14 protein-coding genes are annotated in these 20,687 nt (G+C 42.6%); 5 read left to right on the forward strand and 9 right to left on the reverse strand.

Annotated features, from left to right (window positions below):
* The first annotated feature begins 55 nt into the window (after positions 1–55).
* The gene (locus tag DUL71_RS29790) at positions 56–1,567 is read left to right on the forward strand and encodes an alpha-L-fucosidase (protein ID WP_208645692.1); all 1,512 of its coding nucleotides are present in this window, start codon (positions 56–58) and stop codon (positions 1,565–1,567) included.
* 98 nt (positions 1,568–1,665) lie between these two features.
* Here DUL71_RS29790 and DUL71_RS29795 read toward each other — a convergent pair whose 3' ends face one another.
* The 8 genes from DUL71_RS29795 to DUL71_RS29830 all read right to left on the reverse strand — a co-directional run bounded on the left by DUL71_RS29795 (position 1,666) and on the right by DUL71_RS29830 (position 11,515).
* Positions 1,666–1,905, reverse strand: coding sequence for a hypothetical protein (locus tag DUL71_RS29795; RefSeq protein ID WP_114941459.1), 240 nt, complete (start codon positions 1,903–1,905; stop codon positions 1,666–1,668).
* Entirely contained in the window at positions 1,902–2,489 is a 588-nt protein-coding gene (locus tag DUL71_RS29800; protein WP_114941460.1) for an MBL fold metallo-hydrolase, read from the reverse strand. The genes DUL71_RS29795 and DUL71_RS29800 overlap by 4 nt, the downstream gene beginning before the upstream one ends.
* Positions 2,490–2,568: 79 nt before the next feature.
* Positions 2,569–2,952, reverse strand: coding sequence for a helix-turn-helix domain-containing protein (locus tag DUL71_RS29805; protein WP_114941461.1), 384 nt, complete (start codon positions 2,950–2,952; stop codon positions 2,569–2,571).
* 17 nt (positions 2,953–2,969) lie between these two features.
* Positions 2,970–3,428: a hypothetical protein gene (locus DUL71_RS29810; RefSeq protein ID WP_114941462.1), complete on the reverse strand. Its 459-nt coding sequence runs from the start codon at positions 3,426–3,428 to the stop codon at positions 2,970–2,972.
* A gap of 211 nt (positions 3,429–3,639) precedes the next feature.
* Positions 3,640–5,106: a cellulase family glycosylhydrolase gene (locus DUL71_RS29815; RefSeq protein ID WP_114941463.1), complete on the reverse strand. Its 1,467-nt coding sequence runs from the start codon at positions 5,104–5,106 to the stop codon at positions 3,640–3,642.
* Positions 5,107–5,487: 381 nt separating this feature from the next.
* Positions 5,488–6,699: a glycan-binding surface protein gene (locus tag DUL71_RS29820; RefSeq protein ID WP_114941464.1), complete on the reverse strand. Its 1,212-nt coding sequence runs from the start codon at positions 6,697–6,699 to the stop codon at positions 5,488–5,490.
* 35 nt (positions 6,700–6,734) lie between these two features.
* Positions 6,735–8,342, reverse strand: coding sequence for a RagB/SusD family nutrient uptake outer membrane protein (locus DUL71_RS29825; RefSeq protein WP_114941465.1), 1,608 nt, complete (start codon positions 8,340–8,342; stop codon positions 6,735–6,737).
* Between the two features lie 11 nt (positions 8,343–8,353).
* Complete coding sequence (locus DUL71_RS29830; protein WP_114941466.1) at positions 8,354–11,515, reverse strand: SusC/RagA family TonB-linked outer membrane protein; 3,162 nt, start codon at positions 11,513–11,515, stop codon at positions 8,354–8,356.
* Positions 11,516–12,345: 830 nt separating this feature from the next.
* Here DUL71_RS29830 and DUL71_RS29835 point away from each other — a divergent pair.
* The 4 genes from DUL71_RS29835 (at position 12,346) to DUL71_RS29850 (ending at position 18,881) form a co-directional block, all read left to right on the forward strand.
* A complete protein-coding gene (locus DUL71_RS29835; RefSeq protein WP_114941467.1) occupies positions 12,346–13,935 on the forward strand; it encodes a GH39 family glycosyl hydrolase in 1,590 nt (529 codons plus the stop codon).
* Positions 13,936–14,094: 159 nt separating this feature from the next.
* Positions 14,095–15,642: a carboxylesterase/lipase family protein gene (locus DUL71_RS29840; protein ID WP_114941468.1), complete on the forward strand. Its 1,548-nt coding sequence runs from the start codon at positions 14,095–14,097 to the stop codon at positions 15,640–15,642.
* Between the two features lie 818 nt (positions 15,643–16,460).
* Positions 16,461–18,155 carry a cellulase family glycosylhydrolase gene (locus DUL71_RS29845; protein ID WP_114941469.1) on the forward strand — a complete coding sequence of 565 codons (1,695 nt, stop codon included), beginning with the start codon at positions 16,461–16,463 and terminating at the stop codon, positions 18,153–18,155.
* Positions 18,156–18,611: 456 nt separating this feature from the next.
* A complete protein-coding gene (locus DUL71_RS29850) occupies positions 18,612–18,881 on the forward strand; it encodes an alpha/beta hydrolase (protein WP_161964546.1) in 270 nt (89 codons plus the stop codon).
* Positions 18,882–19,072: 191 nt separating this feature from the next.
* On the opposite strand, the gene DUL71_RS29855 is transcribed toward DUL71_RS29850, so the two are convergent.
* Positions 19,073–20,437, reverse strand: coding sequence for an alpha-L-fucosidase (locus DUL71_RS29855; RefSeq protein WP_114941471.1), 1,365 nt, complete (start codon positions 20,435–20,437; stop codon positions 19,073–19,075).
* Positions 20,438–20,687: the final 250 nt, after the last annotated feature.

Raw genomic sequence — 20,687 nt, forward strand, 5'->3', positions numbered from 1 at the left:
CGAGTTTATCGAGTTGCGATAGATTTTTCTGTTTACATATAAATACCTGACTACAATGATAACTAACCTTAAAAAGATTTTCGCAATTAGCCTCGTCCTGTCCGGGATGTCGTTAATGCTGCACGGACAAGAGCTGTCCATTAACAACGGACCCTTCAAGCCTTCTGATAGTTCTTTTAAACAATACCAATATCCTGCGTGGTTCAGAGATGCCAAATTTGGTATTTGGGCGCATTGGGGGCCGCAGGCCGTACCACGCCAGGGTGATTGGTATGCCCGTAACATGTACATTCAGGGCAGCGAACAAAATAAATATCACGTTGCACATTACGGGCACCCGTCAAAGTTTGGTTATAAGGATATCATACCTTTATGGAAGGCTGAAAAATGGGATCCTGCAAAATTGATGGCGCTATATAAAAAGGCCGGGGCAAAATACTTTGTAAGCATGGGGACCCATCATGATAATTTCTTTTTATGGAATTCTTCTCTGCACCGGTGGAATGCTGTACAAATGGGGCCTCATAAAGATGTAGTTGGCATTTGGCAAAAAGAGGCTAAAAAGAATGGCCTTAAGTTCGGCGTTTCCGAGCATTTGGGAGCAAGCTATACCTGGTACCAACCGGCACATAATGCCGATACTTCCGGCGCTTACAAAGGCGTTCCATATGATGCAAACGATCCAGCTTATGCTGACCTATACCATCCTAAAGCAAAAGCAGATGACCGCGGCTGGTATACTACGGGTCCTGAATGGCAGCGAACCTGGTATAAGTCTATTAAAGAACTGGTAGATACTTATCACCCCGACCTGCTTTACTCAGATGGTGGGTTCCCGTATGGGGATATTGGCAGGGACATGTTAGCCAATTTTTACAACGGAAATATGGCCTACAACAATGGGCAGTTCACCGCTGTGTATAACTGCAAGCAACCTTCAAAGGGTATGTGGGTAGAGGATCTTGAACGGGGCGTTCAGGATTCCATCAGTCCGTATCCATGGCAAACAGATACTTCTATAGGCGACTGGTTTTACCGCACTGGCCAAACCTACAAAAGCGGTACCGATATCATACGGATGCTGGTAGATATAGTAAGTAAGAATGGAAACCTGTTAATTAATATTGTGCAAACACCTGAAGGGGATTTGGAACCCGATATGTTAAATACACTTGATGAGATAGGTAAGTGGACTGCCGCCAATGGTGAGGGTATATACGGATCACGTCCGTGGAAAATATTTGGAGAACGCCCGGGGAATGCAGTAAAAGTTAAAACCGACAACTTTAATGAAGACCGGATGAAATACACGTCCGAAGATATCCGCTTCACAAGTAATGGCAATAAGCTATACGCGTTTCTGCTTGACATACCGACCGCGGATATTCGAATTAAGTCGCTGGGTAAATCGTCGGGAGTAAATACAAAAAAAATACGCTCTGTGAAACTCTTGGGCAGTAAAGAAAAGATACAGTGGCAGCAGGACGCGGATGCGCTTGTTATCAAAAAGCCTGTAAACTTGCCAGCCTGGAAGGTATCAAGTTTTAGGATTGATCTCGCTGACTAAAATCTGCTTAAGATGAATAAATTAAAAGTCAGGTCCTCCTGTTTAAGCAGAGGGACTGACTTTTTTGAAGAGTGTTGCCTGCAATTTTGGTATTTGATTTAATGCTCCTGGCTGCCAAAAAGGATTGGGCTATAAATATCTATCAGCTTTGCAGCCGCGTAGTAAGGGTATGCAGCTAACAGGGATTGCTTGTACTCTTCTGCATTGTTTGCTTCGGAGAAGATTTTGCTGCTTTTGTCAAGATAAATCAGCTCATTGTCAATGGCAGCTTTGTCGGCAGGCGTACCGTGCCCGGGTAAAAAGATATCATATCCCTCAATTGCCCTTAGTTCCTTCAATGCTGTTTTCCAGCCATTAACAGGCCCTGTAATAAAGGCATGGGCATTGTGGTAAAGGATTCCTGGGCAATTACAATTCCTAACTCAGGAAGCTTGATAACCAATGCGCTTGGCGATTCAGTATTTAAAACACGTTCAAAAACGAACCTGGTTCCGCCTATGATTTCTTCTCCCGGCTCAACAGCTTCTGTGGGGAGCGCGAGCTTACCGGCAATCAGGCTGCCCATTTGTTGTTGTTTTTGCTGTAATTCATGCGGGCCGTTTTTTAACAGCGATTCTATAATTTCCGGCAACGCGTAAACTTGTACGTCTGCAAATGCGTCGCCCATGCTCAGGTAATGGTCGGGGTGATCGTGTGGTACGTAAAAACGGGTTATGGGTTTTTGAAGGCTGTCGGCCAGCGTACGGAATTCCTGCCCGTATTGAGCGAAAAACTGTCCGTCTACCAGGATTAGCTCCCTGGGTAATTCAATGATATGAGTTGCATTAGCAAACATTGGCGCCGGAGATACCAGCGTATGAACTTTTACATTTCCGTTGTCTTTTACCAGGTAACTAGTTGCTTTGGGAAGTTGATTTGTCATCGTTTTATTTAGTTAAATATTACGATGCAAAGCTATTGCTGCAAAAGCCGGCTATACTATCAGTATGCTTTAGTTATTATCAATTTGCATATTCCTGGCGATAATTGGCCGGGGATTGTTTGGTTAATGATTTAAAAAAGCGAACAAAGTTGGATGGTGCGGAAAAGTTATGCTCATAACTAATTTCTGAAATGGTTTTGCCGGTAGTTAATAAATCACTTTTACAAGATTTTAGCAATTCGTCATGAATTATAGAGAGTGCATTTTTTCCAAAGGTTTCCTGGCATAAATGATTAAGACGGTTGCGGTTAATGTCAAGTAAATCGGCGTACTCTTTAACCGTTTGCTTCATCCGGATGTGCCGCCTCAATAAATTTCTGAATTTTAAAATGTCGTTATTCCTGTAAAGATTGCCTTTCAATTGAAAATGATCGGTATAGCTTCTGTTAACCAGGATAAGCAATTGGTAAAGATATGCCCTTAGTAAATGATAGCTGTCGGAGGCAAGCAGGTTAATTTCTGGTCGATGTGTTTAGATAACCCCAGTAATGTATCTAAATCGCCGTTTCCTAACGGTAAAGTAGCAGGCGCATCGTAGTTACCAAAATAATAAAGCCTGTTCAGGAAAAGATTGTCTTTTAGAAAAGTTTCTATAAACTCTCCCTCAAATATTACAACCATACCTTCGGCAGAACCTTGCAGGTGCCATTGCCGCGGTTGGGCAGGGGGTAAGAGTAAAGCTACCTGTCCGGCAAGTTCCAGTTTGGTATCTTCCAATAAAATGTGGCCGGCTATTTCCTTAAAGAAAAACATCTCATAAAAGGAAGTTGCGTGAAGCTCCTGCAATGATAAACTTCGATGGGCTATTTCGGCCACATTAAAGCAATCCATGAGCAGCTCTTTACCATATTTATTTTTATAAAAATCAAGCCGGATCACCTGTAAATTAATAGAAGATTTGTCAATTTAAGAAACCCGGCTGAAGAACGAAAAAGTAATTAGCCCGGCCATCAATGCCAAGTCTTATTGATTTTTACTTTAGCAAAAAAAAGCTAAAAGTTAGTGAATCTGGCGCTGATGAAATTGCGGACGCTAATTTAACTTGTAAACATAAAAATGCCCGGGAGCAGTTGAAGTCCCCGGGCGTTTTTTAATTTCCGCCTTGTTTGATAGCGGTTATCGTGCGCTGATCTTTTACAGTATAGTTTCTTCTGTCAAGAGCTCCGCCCGTATCCCAGAAAAATGGCAGCATGCCGGTTGTTTTAGCTTGCTTTGTAACGTAAGTGATCCAATAGTCTACCGAACTTTCATGCGTCGGCAAATCTAAAGGGACATGCGCTGTGTTGTCGCGCCTGTAAGCGCCATATTCACCTAAAAGAACAGGAGTTCCCTTATCTATGAATTTGGTCTTCATTAAGCTGAATGAGGCATCAACATCGGCTTCTTCGCCCCAGGTGGCGTTTCGCTCAGGTTCAATGGCCGAGTGGTGCCCTGTACCCCAATAATAGAACATTTTACCCCAGCTTGCATCATTATCCAGCAGGCAGCAGAACTGAAACGGAGAGTAATAATGCACCTCAACCATCAGCTTGGCTCTAGCCTGGTCTTGCGGAAGAGTGGTCATAAAATCACTTGTTTTCTCCATATTGGTAGATGGGCCCTGAAGTACCAATACGCGATAGGCATTTTTACCACCGGTTGATCTAACCGCGTTAATAAAGGTTTGATGATAGGTAGAAAGTATTGCTGTAGAGGCCGCATCATCTGCTGCAGGCTCATTGGCGCTGGCAAACATCAAATGTTCGTCAAAATCGCGCATGGCCGTTGCAATTTGTTCCCATAATGCTTTTTGCTTAGCGTTAACAGAATCCTGTTTGGCCTGGGTGATATTATTTTCAAGCCAGCCGCCATCCCAGTGTATGTTCAGCAACACATACATATCATTATTCACACAATATCCTACAACTTCCTTAACCCTTTTTATCCAATTTGGATCAATCTGCGCAGTTGCCGGATTGCTTAAATGCCCCATGTTCCAGGCGCAGGGAAGGCGTATAGCATTAAATCCCTGCTGTTTTACAAATTTTATATAATCTTCGGTGATCAACGGGTTGCCCCAGCCTGTTTCACCGCCCGAGGCTTCCAGTGTATTACCAATATTCCATCCCAATTTTATCTTCGCGGCAAGCTGAACGGCGTTACTGCTCATTCCGGTTGCATCAGGAGCTATGGGTGATGTATTATAGTTGGGAAAGAGGTTAGATGTTTGAGAAACTTTTAAAGTTCTTGCCTGTCCGTTTGATGAGTTTATGGTTAAGCTGCTTGAACGGGTTGATCCGGTACCGTTTTCCGATAATGTTTTGATATGGATAACGATACTGCCGCTGTTGCCTGAGGTGGCGCTTAGCTGCAGCCAGGCAGAGCCTGGATTAACGATATTCCATGTTGCATTACAGGAAATAGAAAAATCCTGCGTGCCGCCTTCGGGTGTAAAAGTTAGTACTGTTTGGTTCACCGTAAGTTCCGGCGTTGCATTGTTCGTTTTTTTACACGAAAAAAACGATATCAATACAACTGTTATTAAAAGTACTGGTTTTAAGGAAAATGTTTTTTTCATTTTTTAAATGATTGGTAATGTTTCTGTGTTTGTTTTTGCATGCGATTATTGGTTTGGGTTAGGTAAGTATTGGAACATCTATGGTGTAGTTGTTCGATGTACGCAGGGTAGTTTATAAAATTCATCCTGCGCATCGTCTTTGTTAGCTTATCGTAGTTAAAAATGCCGGGGCCCTGTTACAACCCCGAGCATTCACCTTTTCAACTAACTTTTACTTTTAATTTAACTGATGTGATGTTTTGTACAGGCGTATTAAATTCTTTACCGGAGTTTTTTTTGTTATATCCCGGCTTTCCGACTTTAATTTCAATGCATCGGTTAAAAAATGCCGGGACCTGTCAGGGCCCCGCGCATTCATTTATAATCAACTAACGCTCTCGCTTATTTAATTCTTACTACCCTGATATTATCAATAGCGGCCTCGAAATTTTGGACGGTGCTTGAGCCATCATTAATAAATTGGAATTCAATGCCGCCTGCACCGGTTGAACCAAGAAAATCCGTAAGGCTTGTGGCAGGGAAGCCTTTATTATCGACGAAACCTGTAAACGGAATAGTAACCGTTTGCCAACCCTTAGTTGTAAATGCGGCGGTTGCGCCCGAAGCTGTTTTCCATGGGCGATAAAGGGCTGCATAACTACCGTAATCTTTCAAAATTTGGATTGAGCCGTTTGTCCACGGTTTGGTAGCTGATATCTCAAACTTAACAGCATAATGGCTCAAGGTGTCTTTTAAATTAGCTTGAGGTACCCATTGTGCCGAGTTTATATTAATTGAGCGGCCGCCATTCCACCACGACCAGTCACCGGCAGGAACATTTGATGCATTCATAATACCGTAATAACCGGTGTTGCCGGGATAGGTGGCTGTACTATTGGAAGTATTCGATCCCCAGGAAAAATTGTTTATATTATCGTAATTATTCAGTACTCCGTTTACGAAATTATGTACAGAATAAATGGTAGCAGCTTTACCTGATTTTGTTTCAACGCTTACAATCCCCCCTGTTTGCGTTACACCTGCAGGTACTGCAAGACTGATGCTGGTACCGTCATTTGACGATTTAAAACTGGTAATATTAATTCCGCCGTAAACTACACTTTTAACAAAGAAAAAGCTAAGCCCGTTGATCCTGACCGAGTCACCCGGATTGGCGTCCTCGTTGGAAACGCCTGAAATTGTGGGGGCAGGGGCGACTATAGGGAACGAAAACGTGGTTTGGCCATGGTTGGTGATGTACTGTATGGTATTCAGTTTATCTGAAGGTACGGTCGGGAACGCAATAACAGCCGGAATCAGCGCGATAGCGCTGGTATCGGAAAACCAGGCATCATTGAATGAGCCTTTTACGCCGTCAAAATTGATAGCAAGTGCGCCTTTTAAATTTTTGCCCGAAATAACTATCCATTGACCGGTACCAACGCTGCTTAAGAGTGAATCGCCGGGATGGGCTACATAATTGCGTATGGCTGTAATTACCGGAGTTCCCTTTGATGATGAGGTTGCATCCTTTTTACAGGCGGATTGCATAATTGCGACTGTAGCAAGCAAGGCAAGTAGCAAACAGCTTTTAATATGATTGAATTTTTTCATGATTTTAAGAATTATCTAAATGATTCTGAAAGCAATTAATAATAAGGTACAGGAGCCTCTAACAACTTAGGATCTGCTGTTTGCTCATTTGCCGGTATAGGCAGCGTGAACGTATTAATGCTTGGCGGCGTTATTATCAGGCTATTGGCTGACGCTGTTTTAACTCCCGTAGCCGGATCATAGCTAAATTGCGAGCGGGGGATATACGGCACTGCATCTTTTGTAGGTGTTATTTGCTTACTAATTATCGAGATTGCCTTATTAGGATCGTAATATGAAAGTCGCACCAGGTCAAACCAGTACTGGCCTTCAAACGCCAGCTCAATGCGCCTTTCCTTCATGATGATATCAGGAGTAAGTTCGGTAACAACATCAACACCTGCCCTGCTGCGTACCAGGTTGAAGTACATCAAAGCATCCGCGTTGGTAGTAGATGCATTATTGCCTAATAAGGCTTCAGCATAAATTAAATATACATCTGCAAGTCGTAATACCGCGTTATGTTCAATAGATGACCAAAGGTCCATCGTGGGAGAATTATTATCTGCCGCGGTGCCAACTACGTGTTTTTTAACGTTGACAGCGGTTGCCGTGTAGCCGCCGCCGGCCGCGTTAAGCTCAGGATACTTATCACCGGTAAGCATAAATGTAGCTTTGCGGCGTACCGAATCCTGGGTGGTATATTGGTTTGCAAGATCAATCGTTGGGCCAATTGCTCCGCCCCAGCCACCGCCGCCGGTAACGAGGCTGCCGCTTGGTGCAAATTGGGCTTGTATGGCATTACCTTGTCCGTAACCTACTCCAGGTGCCCATTGATAGGCAAATAATGATTCAGAATTGTCATTATACTGTGTCCGGAAAAGATTATAGTAATTTGGCAAAAGAGATAAACCGCTGGTTTTACAAACATTACCGGCATAGTAAGCGGCGCTGTCCAGATCAGATTGATTACGTGAGCCTTTTTGGTTTAAGCCGGCCCTGCTTAAATAAACTTTTGCCAGCATACCCTGTGCCGACCAGGTGGTAACACGGCCAGGCTGATCAGTCCTGGGTAAATTGGCAACTGCATATCTTAAATCGTTAATAATAAACTTATATACGTCCTCAAGCTTATGGCGGGGTACCAATGGATTGGCAATCAGTTTGTCATTATCTTCTATAATCGGCACAGCGCCCCATAACTGGGCAAGATAAAGGTAAGAGGTAGCCCGGATAAACCTGATTTCGCCAATGGCGCCTGTTTTACTTTTTACAGATACACTGTCCGGCATTTTGGTATTAATAGCTTTAAGATTGATATTACAATGTCCTATAACATTGTAAAAACTTTGCCATGCCGATGTTAATGTTCCGTTTTGTGGCGTGATGGAAAAGGTGGTGAGCTGAACAAGGTCGCCATTATAAGGCTGTAACATGTTGCCGCTCATGATATCTCCCATTCCAAGCAATGGGAAGTTGTTCCAGGTAGCCCAGGGCTGCGCGTAAAGTGTAGCCGTAGCCAATCTTAAATCCGACCCGCTTTTATAAAAGTTGTCGGTAGTGATACCGGTTAAAGGGGGGCGGGTGAGGTAATCTTTTTTGCAGCTGCTGATCATAATTATACCGATAACCAGCAAGACTATATTTATTTTGATACGTTTCATAAATCTTGATTTTAATTGTTTAGGGATAAATTGAGGCCAAATGTGTAAACACGCGGCTGGGCGTAATATCCATTATCTATACCTGCTGCTAATGGGTTCCATGAACCAATCTCAGGATCATAGCCGGTATATTTAGTGATGGTGAACACATTGGTTACGTTGACATATACCCTCAATGATCTTAATTTGATCTTATTCAAAAGGTTATTTGAAAAACTATATCCTAAAGCGATGCTTTTACACTTTAAAAATGAGCCGTTTTCGATGTATTTGTCAGAGAAGCGCTGGTTATCGTTACCCGTGGCCTGACTAATACGGACAATATTTGTAGATGGGTTTGTAATGTATACGTTATTGATGTCTGAGCTTGAACCATTCGGGTCTATCAATCCGATTTTTGCATAGTTGAACACAGACGGGAAATAGCCAAAGTTTTGATTCGGGTTATCTCCGTTAACTTTTAACTGGTTATAAACTTTATTACCATAATTGCCGGCCATAAAAATATTCAGGTCGAAATTTTTATAGTTGAAGCTGTTATTAATACCAAATTGAAATTTAGGCATAGGCGAGCCCAAAAAGGTTTGGTCGCTGGCGTCAATTTTGCCATCACCATTGATATCTTTAAAAATAACATCACCTACCCAAACACCACCTGAGCCGGGTGTTATAGGTATAGGGCCGCTGCCATTTTGAGGTAATGCCGGGTATTTTGCAAAATCGGCGGCGTTTTTATAAATGCCCAGTACCTGGTACCCGTAAAATTCGCCGATTGATCGGCCAACAACGGTTTTAGAAACAGTGCCGTAAATAGCGGGGGTACCATCAACCAAAGTAAGTACTTTGTTGATATTTCTGGTAAAATTGATGTTGGTGTTCCAATTGAAGTTTTTTGACCGGATATTTTGTGTGTTCAGTGAAAACTCAAAGCCCTTATTGCTCACTGCGCCAACGTTTACATATGGGGCCTGCACCGCGCCGGGTGAATATCCGCCGGCAGCAAATGTGCCTGAATAATACGGTAGGGTAAGACTAAGCAAAAGGTTATTGGTTTTGCGGTAATAAACATCGCCGGTTAAGCTGATCCTTCCGTTTAACACAGTTGCATCCAAACCAACGTTATATGACTTTGTAGTTTCCCACTTGATGTTCGGGTTTCCGGTTGTAGTAGTTATTTGCGAATTTCCAGACAACCCGGTAGATATTGTACTTAACGTTGAACCATAAGCGTATTCGGCGATATTTTGGTTGTTTACCAATCCGTAGCCGAGCCTGAGCTTAAGGTCATTAATAGCTTTTACATTTTTAAGAAAGCCTTCGTGGTTAACTTTCCAGGCAAGCGCGCCGGAGTAGGTGGTATTCCACCGGTTAGCTTCAGCAAATTTCGATGAACCGTCATGACGTACGGTCGCAGTTAACAAATAACGGTCGTCATAAGTAAAGTTAGCCCTGCCAAAATAGGCCTCTAAAGCGCCCTGTCCTTTAACACCGGTATTGGTTGCGGTCGTAGCATCGCCGCTGCTGATTGTCTGTACATTATTACTTGCAAAATTGGTCCGGGTAGCCGATACGCCGCTATTTTTAAGCAATTGGGCTTCATGGCCGGCAACTACGTTTACCCAGGATTTTTTTGCAAATGTGTGCTGGTAGGTTAAATAATTTGAAATTGAGTTATAGAAATTTTGTGCACTTGATGCCGTACCGTTGTTGTTGGTCTTTGTATAAGCGCCCATAACATAGCTTGGGTTAAAATAATCTTCAGTTGCAAAGTCAAAATTCCCGGCCACCTCATTGCGCAAGGTTAAATCTCTGGTGAATTGGATTTCCGCGTAAGCATTGCTGAATAGCTGATAACGGCTTTTAAAATCTTTCACAATAGTTGCTATCGCAAACGGGTTAGTGCCCACAGCACCATAAATATTAGGATCATTACCACCCCATGTACCATCAGGGTTTTTTACAGCTACGTCGGGCGTTTGGTTAAGCGCCTGCAGAATTACACCTGTATTGGAAGTGGTTACATTTTCGGCTACATGTGCCAGGTTCAAATTGATGCCAACCTTTAACCAATCAGTAGTTTTATTATCAATATTTGCTTTAACCGAAGTACGTTTAAAATCCGAACCCAGTGCTATTCCTGTTTGTGAAAAGTAAGTTCCTGATATATAGTATTTTGTTCTGTTATCTCCGCCGCTGACGGATAAATTGTGGTTTTGCATTGGCGCTGTACGGAAAAGCGCTTTTTGCCAGTTGGTACCCGGTCCAAGATATTGCGGATTTGCATATTGCGGCCGCAGGTCATAACCGATAATGGCCGATTTCTCATTCATGAAGGTGGCGTACTGCCTTAAATCCATTACGTCATAATATTTAGGCAGTTTCTGCCAACCCTGGTAGCCGTCATAACTGATAAGCGGCGGACCAGCTGAACCTTTTTTAGTGGTGATAATAATTACACCGTTAGATGCCTGCGAACCGTAAATGGCTGTGGCCGAAGCATCTTTCAACACATCTATCGAAGCAATATCTGATGGGTTGATGCTGGATAACGGGTTAGTGCCATTGCCCGGAATGGCCGATTGTCCATTCGGCGGGATCTGTACACCGTCAATTACATATAGTGGAGGAGCACCCGTGAAACCACCTAAACCGCGGATCTGTACATTAACGTCGCCACCTGGCTGACCTGACACCTGTTGCACTACTACACCTGCAACCCTTCCCTGCAAGGCCTGATCAAATGTGGTAGGTTGCGCCTTTAAAATGTCTGCGGCTGTCACCGATGATATCGCGCCGGTAAGGTCATTTCTTTTCCGCGTGCCGTAACCAATTACAACAACTTCGTTTAGGTCGCTGGTTGAAGATTTAAGGACTACGTTGATAACCGTAGATGAGCCAACGTATATTTGCTGCGAATTGTAGCTTATAAAACTAAAAATCAGGATGTCTCCATTTTTTGCATTGATAGTATAGCTACCATCCGCTCCGGACAGCGTGCCTGTTGGCGAATCTTTTACTTTAATGGTTACACCGGGCAATGGCTGGTTATTGTCTGCACTGGTGATCTTACCTGTAATTTTAATGCTTTGTGCGTAACCTGTAAGGTTTAATAACAGCAAAGCTGTAAACAGGAGTAATACATGTCTTAATCTTTTTCGTAAATCTTTTTCCATGTTAATTGGGGTTCATAATTGTTAGGTTAATTGGTTTATTTATTTGTTTGGTGTTGGCACCCTTATATCCACCGCATATCACGCTTAAACTGTTAAATTGAAATTGCTGACACCTTGATTACAATAGTATTTCAACTGCTGGTGCCCTAAGGCAATTCAATACACATGCACACTTTTTAAATTCATATGCAATACCAACCTGATTGCGGGCGGAGTATTTGCGATAATTCCTGAAATGGTTTTTTTTAATGGTTTGCCGTGCGAATAACACCGCTGCTAATAAGTACGCGTTTTGGCATAATGCTCAGTTAAATCAGACTATTTATAAATTGGTTATCTCGTCTGCGCCGTTGTTCAGGCGTCGGACACGCGGTAATGGTATAGAACATACCGCTTTATGGAGGATGAAATTATGTGGTATATTACAATCGATTGTTTCTAAATAGGGGTACAAATGTTAATTTTATTTAACTAATTGTTTCTTAGAGCTTTATGTTTATTTTTGATTGATTTTGCGGCAAAAAAAAAGGAAAAAGGGAAACAAATTCGTAATGGAATAACTTAAATGCTCAATTCAACGCCAGCTTAAAGTGTTTTGATCTATATAGAAACGTAATCTCGGAAAGAGGATTAGCAAAATATTTATGAAGTAGTTTGAAAAGATCAGGTTTTAATCTGCGACGATTTGCTGAAAATTGAATTAATAAATAAGAGGATTAACATTTGTATCCCCATTTGCCAACAATAGCAGGCGTATCGCCGTTTACCTTTGCTACTTTAACCAATAGCTACTTTGGATCTGTCTGTAAATGCGATATCCACCGCTTAATATGAAAAGAAAAATTTTACCAATTATTTTAGGGAGCCTGTTTTTTAGTAACGTTTTTGGCCAGGGTAACAGCCCGCAAAAAACGGATCAAGTTAAACGGACTATCAGCGTCGATTTTAAGAAGGAAAAAGGGAAATTCAATACGTCGTTCAATTTGTGTGTCGGGGCGGGGCGCGCAAATGAGGGTTTGAGGGCCGACTGGCAGCAACAGCTGGCTACTGTAAGAAATGAATGCGGTTTCAAATATATCAGGATGCACGGTTTGCTGACGGATGATATGGCTGTTTACCGTGAGGACAGGAACGGAAACCCGGAATATAACTATCAATATGTTGATGCCCTGTACGACTATATTTTGAGTATAGGCATGAAGCCTTTTGTTGAGTTAGGGTTTATGCCTGGCGCGCTGGCAAGTGGTAACAAAACCATTTTTTGGTGGAGAGGGAATGTAACACCGCCAAAAGACTATAAGAAATGGGAAGGCCTGATCAGGAATCTCACTCAGCATTTTACAGCACGCTATGGAACTGATGAGGTTAAGACGTGGTATTTTGAAGTTTGGAATGAGCCCAATCTGAAAGATGGCTTTTGGACAGGTTCTCAGGATGACTACTTCAAGCTTTATCAGTATAGCGCACAAGCCATTAAAAGCGTAAACAAGACTTATAAAGTTGGCGGCCCTGCTACAGCAGGAGCAGCGTGGGTGCCAGAAATGATAAATTTCTGTAGCAAAAATTCGGTGCCGATTGATTTTATCAGTACACATGCCTACGGCGTTAATCAGGGCTTTTTGGATGAATATGGTTCAACCGGCACTGTACTTGCTAAAAATAAGGAAAGCATCAGCGGTGACGTATGGAATTCACGCAAACAAATAAAAGAATCTGCAATTCCCGACCTCGAATTACATTACACGGAATGGAGCTCATCTTATACTCCTGCAGACCCGCTTCATGATAGATACCACGAAGCAGCATACATCCTTGAAAAGCTTAAGCAAACAGGGGCTGCCGCTAATTCCATGTCGTATTGGACTTTTACCGACATTTTTGAAGAAGCGGGGCCCAGGTTCACCCCATTTCATGGTGGATTTGGCTTGATGAACACGCAGGGGATAAAGAAGCCGGCATTTTTTGCCTATTCCTTTTTAAATAAATTAGGCGAAACAGAAATAGCGGATCAGGATAATTCATCCTGGGCTTGTAAAAATACAAAAGGTGATGTTCAGGTGTTACTTTGGGATTATACTTATACTTTACCTGATTCTGTTAACAACCAGTCTTATTATACCCGCGATTTGGCTGCTAAAGCAAAAGGAGAGGTAGAATTGGTAGTATCCGGTATGCCCGGGGGAAAATACAGGTTGGAGGTTTATCAAACTGGTTACAAAGTAAATGATGCCTACACCAGCTATCTTTCCTTTAATAAACCGGATCAGCTTAGTAAAACCCAGGCCGATTTGCTTAAAAAGCAGAATAATGGCGCGGCAATTCTGAAAGAGAATATCACCGTAAGCAGTTCAGGAACATTTTCAAAGAAACTTCAGATCAGGGAAAATGATGTTTTCCTGATCAATATGATCAAGCTTTGACAGCTATTCAATTGACCGGGTTTTGTATTTACATAAAGCTCATGGTTGATGCTTTAGTCGCCGGTGCTGAACATTATTTCACGAAACTATACAACCTTAGTTCAGATAGTTGTGAATCAAAACCGCTTAAATTAGTTTTAGTCAGTCAACTATGATTATATGAGACATTTGATTTGTACACTTACTTTAGTACTTGCTATTACAGTTGTTCATGCACAACCCGCCCCGGTTAAGGTGAAAGAAGGGTTGCTACAGGGAACAGCTGAAAATGGCCTTTCAATTTATAAAGGTATTCCGTTTGCTGCGCCGCCGGTCGGCGAGTTACGCTGGCGTGCACCACAGCCAGCCGCAAAATGGGACGGCATCCGTATGGCTGATAAATTTGCGCCGGAACCGATACAGGGAGCGGCCCCTTTTTCTGGAAAAAGTGAAGATTGCCTGTACCTGAACGTTTGGTCGCCGGCTAAGTCACCGCGCGACAAAATTCCGGTACTTGTATGGATCTACGGCGGAGCTTTTAATTGGGGTGGTACTTCCGAACCTGCTTATAACGGAGAATATCTTGCAAAAAAAGGGGTAGTTTTAGTAAGTATCGCCTATCGTGTAGGTCAGCTCGGATTTTTAGCACACACCGAATTAAGTGCCGAAAATCCAAACCATGTTTCGGGGAACTATGGCTTATTGGATATGATAGCTGCCCTTAAATGGATAAAGAAAAATATCGCTGCTTTTGGGGGCGATCCTGGCAGGGTAACTATTTTCGGTGAATCGGCCGGAGGCATTGCAGTTAGTATGCTATGTGCAAGCCCTTTGGCTAAAGGATTATTCGTGGGAGCCATCTCCGAAAGCGGTGGCTCATTTGGCCCTACACGGGTCACAACTTACCCGGGCGAAAACATGAAAAGCCTTCATGACGCGGAGGCCGCGGGCGCAGCATATGTTAAAGGGGCCGGGTTTTTGTCAATTGCCGATTTACGAAAAGTAGATGCCGATAAACTTCCGGGCGTACGCGGACTTGCCTGGCCTGTTGTTGATGGTTGGGTGATCCCCGACGATCAGCATACGCTATACGAGGCCGGTAAATACAACGATATACCGGTATTAATAGGTTACAACTCTGATGAAGGCGCGAGTTTTTCGCCGCCTAAAACTCCCGAAGATTATGTTAATGCTGTAAAAAACCGCTATGGGAAATTTGCTGATGAATTGATCAAGGCTTACCCTCCGGGCACAGGTAAGTTTGCAAAAAACGCCCGCGATTTGACCCGCGATGCGGCATTTGGCTGGCATACCTGGAGTTGGGCTACATTACAGGCAAACGGAGGTAAATCAAAGGTTTATTATTATTATTTTGATCAGCACCCTGAATATCCCGCGGGCTCTCCGCAGGAGGGGTATGGATCGCCCCACGCGCAGGAAGTTGCTTATGTATTCAGGACGCTTGACGCTTCAAGTCGGCAAACAAGTAAAACAGACCTGAATATCTCAGATGCCATGAGTACTTATTGGACAAACTTTGCAAAGTATAGCGATCCCAATGGCCCCGACTTAGCTAATTGGCCGGTGTTTAGTACTGCTCAACCCACGGTTATGTACTTCTCCCAAACTGCCCATACGGGCCCTGTTCCAAGCGAAAGCGCTTTAAAGGTGTTGGACGCTTATTTCAAATGGAGGCGTTCGCCCGATGGCAAAACCGGTGTTCAATAAATTTAAATAAAAAGCTTTTAACCAGTCTTTATCGGTAAGCTGTTCACTTTTGTTGGGGCGAATAAGAGGGCTCACAAAGAAGCTTTTTATTAAACGGCTTCTTAAATTTTTTGATTTCAGGCTGGTCAAAATGGGGTGCCTGCATTGCCATTTGTCCTGCACACCGGTTCGCTTAATAACGTATCCAACCAATACTAAAGTTAGCAAATGGCGGATACCGATTTTCAACATTTACTATCCTCCTATACTCTGCAGATACTTTACAGGTACTTTAAACAGTATTCAGGGTTTCTTTTTTTTGTTTGCCGACCTGATTTGAAAAATCACTACTACTGTTAATATGGTAAGGGAAGAATAAAACTCGAAATTTTGTAACGGCGAGCCTACAGACATGGCTGTGGCCGTTTTTTCTATTTTGTTGATCATTTAAAGCAGGTTGAGGTATTAATGACCTTACTAAATTACTACTAATTACAACTTAAAGGAATAAATGATTCGGTTTTATATAAATTATTCAAGAATTTCTTATCTCAGCTGATAATAATTTTCCTTATATGGTCCTTTTGTTGTCTTCATAGTATAAAAAATAAAGTTTCATAGCCTGGCTTTCTTTAAAATTAAACATTTGTTACCCTATTTATTCACTTTTGTGGCCTCGCCGGTCTATAAATTTGACTCCCAAACCATAGCCAATAAGTGGCTTTAAACCAAAAACAACCCTGCACATTTTTGAAACGAAAGCACAATCGCTAAAAAGGCATTTGTTTATTTGCGCTGTTTAATTGTTCTTTTTACTATAAACCAATTAATATTTAAATATGAGAACACATAACTATTTTTTCGGCCTAGCCGTAATTTTATCGTTTACCCGTTGCCAAAAGCAGCAAATTGGCAGCCCGGAAGTGAGGCCGCCTGTTCCCAAAACAGTTAAAACGCTGGCTATAACCAGTTATCCAAGTTACAATACGTCGCCTCTTGCGCCCGATCAAACCGGGGTAACCAGTACAGCCGCCCAGCTTGCAGCAAAGTTTCAATTGGGGTGGAATATTGGTAATACACTCGAAGCAACAGGCAGCGAAACGGCCTGGGGTAACCCTTTGGTAACCCAGGCACTTATTGACGAAGTTAAGAAAGCGGGGTTCACCGCAGTTCGTATCCCCTGCGATTGGGATCAGTATGCTAACCAAACCACGGGGCAAATTCAGCAAACCTGGCTTAACAGGGTACAGCAGGTAGTTCAATACTGTGTAAACGATGGCTTGTATGTTATACTCAACATCCACTGGGACGGGGGATGGCTGGAAAATAATTGCACCACTGCAGCACAGGCAGCAGTTAATGCCAAGCAAAAAGCCTTTTGGGAGCAAATAGCCACGCAAATGCGGGGTTTCGACGAACATGTGATATTTGCAAGCGCCAATGAACCCGCTGTATCAGATGCTACCGGGATGAGCGTGCTGCTTTCATATCATCAAACTTTTGTTAACGCGGTCAGGTCAACCGGGGGGCATAACAGTTATAGGGTGCTGCTTGTCCAGGGGCCAAGCACTAACATTGATGGCACCAACACTTTGATGAATACGCTTCCAACTGATCCGGCGAACAACCGTTTAATGGTTGAAGTACATTATTATGATCCGGCGCAGTTTTGTTTTTTGACATCGGATGCAAGCTGGGGTAATATGTTCTATTATTGGGGAAGTGGGTATCATTCTACAACCGATGCCTCACGAAATGCTACCTGGGGTGAAGAGTCGTATATGACTTCAGAACTTTCGTTGATGAAAACAAAGTTTGTTGATAAGGGTATCCCTGTTATGCTGGGAGAATATGCAGTAAACCGTAGGTTAGGCCTTACCGGCGATGCTTTAAACCTGCAACTGGCAAGCAGGGGTTATTATCTCAATTATTTTGTCCACCAGGCATTACAGTATGGGTTAAAACCATTTTATTTTGATTCGGGTGGTACGGACTCAACCAACCCGGGTAGAATTATTAACAGGCAGAACAACAGCATTTACGATGAGCAAGGCTTAGCCGCCATTATGCAGGGAGCTCAAAATAACACATCTTCAATAATTCAGGTTGGACAGGTTTACCAGATTTACAGCAGAAATAGTTTCAAAGCCCTGGAATTTGCGGGCTGGGGAAATGCCAATCAAACACAAGCCGATCAGTGGGACTATTTAGCAGGAGCAAACCAGCAATTTAAAGTGGAAGATGCGGGAGGTGGTTATTACAGGCTTACCCCAATGCATGCAACCGGAAAATGCCTCGAAGTTTATGGTTTGAACACTGCTGACGGAGGACAGGTAGATCTGTGGGATTACTATGGTGGCGCAAATCAAAAATGGTCAATTCAGCTAACAGACAATGGATATTATAAAATTATCAATGCCAATAGCGGTAAGGCCTTGGATGTTACGGGCGCTTCGCTTAATAACGGTGTAGCTGCTGTTCAATGGACCTATTCTGGCGGGCGTAACCAACAATGGGGCTTTGTAAAAATATAATCTAGCTGTTAGTTCATTATGGCCTTTTTAGGGCTACTGACAGTGTAAAAAGGAAGAAACAAAAAGTCTTCAGATTTAATGATTTGAAGACTTTTTGTTTTTAATTGAATGCTTTTTAGTTTTCTAGATTGGCTTGTCTGCGTGAAATGCATATGATGCGCCTCTGCTTTCCATTAATTTTATATAAACCGGTAAAGTGATAAGGCGGGGAAAATATCGATATAGCTAAATATTATCTATCGGACTATAAATTATAAACTTGCTAAGCCTGTAATTGTACTATTATTTTTACTAGTACCTGCGTTGTTGTGCGCGCAAAATGACAGCGATTATAAACCGTTAAAGGCAGATAATATAAAATTCCATCTAAAGTTTTGGATGAAGAACGAAAGGTTTAAATCAATGTTGCCCTTTGGATTCTTTAATTCTGCAAAACGTTACCCTATAATGTATTTGATGTACGGAGAGAGCCATTTCGGTATGATAGCTGAGCTTTGCAGCTATCTTAGCCGGTGGCATGTAAATGCGACGCCGGAATTGATCATTGTAGGCATGCTCAATACCAATCGTACCAGGGATCTTACGCCAACACAACGTATGGTGGATTATTATGGAAAACCCGTGGCAAGCTCAACATCATGGCTGAAACCAGGCGGAGGCAGCGACAGGTTTCGACAATTTATCAGAGAAGAATTAATACCCTGTATTGACTTAAACCAGGGTTAACAGATGTCTTGTTTATTTTTACTTAAATTGCTTTTAGTCAACTAATTGTGTGGTTTTTATGCGAAGAGGTGTACCCCTCCCTTTTTTATAAATAGTATCGACTAGATTTCAATTCATAGCTAATATAACACCAGGAGGTGCCAAATTGATTTATGATACAACGCCTCCCGTAAGCTAATTTATGGAAGCTGTCATTTAGTTTTCAAGATCAGGATGGTTACGATTGGATCTAATGCTATCGCTGACAAATCAAGCTTGATACCGGCAGCATCCTGGTGAAATTTAACTTTTTTACCATGCAGTACCGAACACGATGTAACAGTCTGTTTAATTGGCGGTAATTTAATAACAGCTTCTCCCTCAGGTTTTTTGAGCAGGTGGATGTATATGTTATTGCCTTTGTACGTTGCACCATAAAAATCATCAACGGGTTCAAAAGGCCCGGGACGAGTTTGATATATGCTCTCGCCATTTTTCACTAACCAGTTTCCCACTTCTTTCAGCCGGTCCACATGCGTTGGAGGAATAACACCATCCGGGTCCGGTCCAACATTTAATAGCATGTTCCCGCCTCGGTCAACTGTGTTAACAAGCATAGTTATAATTTTTTCCAGCGGCATCAGTTGTTGGGCTTTATTATATCCCCAGCTCGTTTCGTTAAGATTCAGGCATTTTTCCCATGGAAAGGGAATAATAGGGCCCTTAACATCCGCGCCGCCTTCGTCGGTCTGGAAATCTCCCACCATTCCTGATCTTGGGTTAATCACCACATCCGGGTTATAGCTGCGTACCATGGCATTAAGTTTTAATGGTTCCCAAAACCAGGCCGCATCGGCATCAGTACCTTTATGCGCCAGCCACCCGCCATCATACCACAAAATATCTATTTTTCCATAATTTTTCATGAGCTCTTCTACCTGCCCGTAGGTTTGTTTTTTAAGCAAGGCAGCATTGTCTGGCAGTCCCTTAGGGTCGAAATAGCCGGGAAAACGCCAATCCAGCGGAGAATAATAAATTCCTACATACAGGCCAGCCTTGCGGCAGGCATCTGTATACTCTTTTATAAAATCGCGGTGAGCGGCAGTTTCCCAGCTATCAAAATGCTTATAACTTGAAGGGCTGTTCCAAAGGGCAAAACCATCATGATGCCTGCTCACCATTACCATATACTTCATGCCCGCCTCTTTCGCTACTTTAGCCCATTCAGCTGCGCTAAAATGCTTCGGATTAAATTGGTCTGCTAATTTGGCATACTCTTCAGCCGATATTTTCTGGTTAAACATGGTCCATTCTCCCGTTGCCGGTATCGCATATAAGCCCCAATGTATGAACATCCCAAACTTTTGATCTTCCCACCATTGCATCTTTTCGGGCGGAAGGTTAGATCCTGGACCCGATACCCCTTGCCCCACACCCTTTAATGACGGGTAAATCTTACCTTTTTCCAATGATTTTTTTTCTGCATCGCCCATTTCCTGGCTTTTTACAGCAGAAGAATAACTCATGAGCGTTAACGTAAGCCCGGTTGCAATAATTTTAATTTTTTGTTTAAACATAATTTAGATTCGGAATTAGCTGTTTAAATAATTGACAGCACAACCATTTTCGTGTTTATAAAGGCTTATTAAAGAACTGCTGTCATTTGCTTATCTGCTGTACGAAATTATATAAAACACCCTTAGCAGGATGATATTAATCAGACTTTCATTGGCATAAATCCGACCCGATCTGCTTTAAACCGCCATGACAGCAACTCATGGGTGCCTGGCGGCAACCAATGGTTCGGGAATATTATAGATGATCTCG

It is taken from the genome of Mucilaginibacter endophyticus, assembly GCF_003351025.1.
Taxonomy (GTDB): Bacteria; Bacteroidota; Bacteroidia; order Sphingobacteriales; family Sphingobacteriaceae; genus Mucilaginibacter; species Mucilaginibacter endophyticus.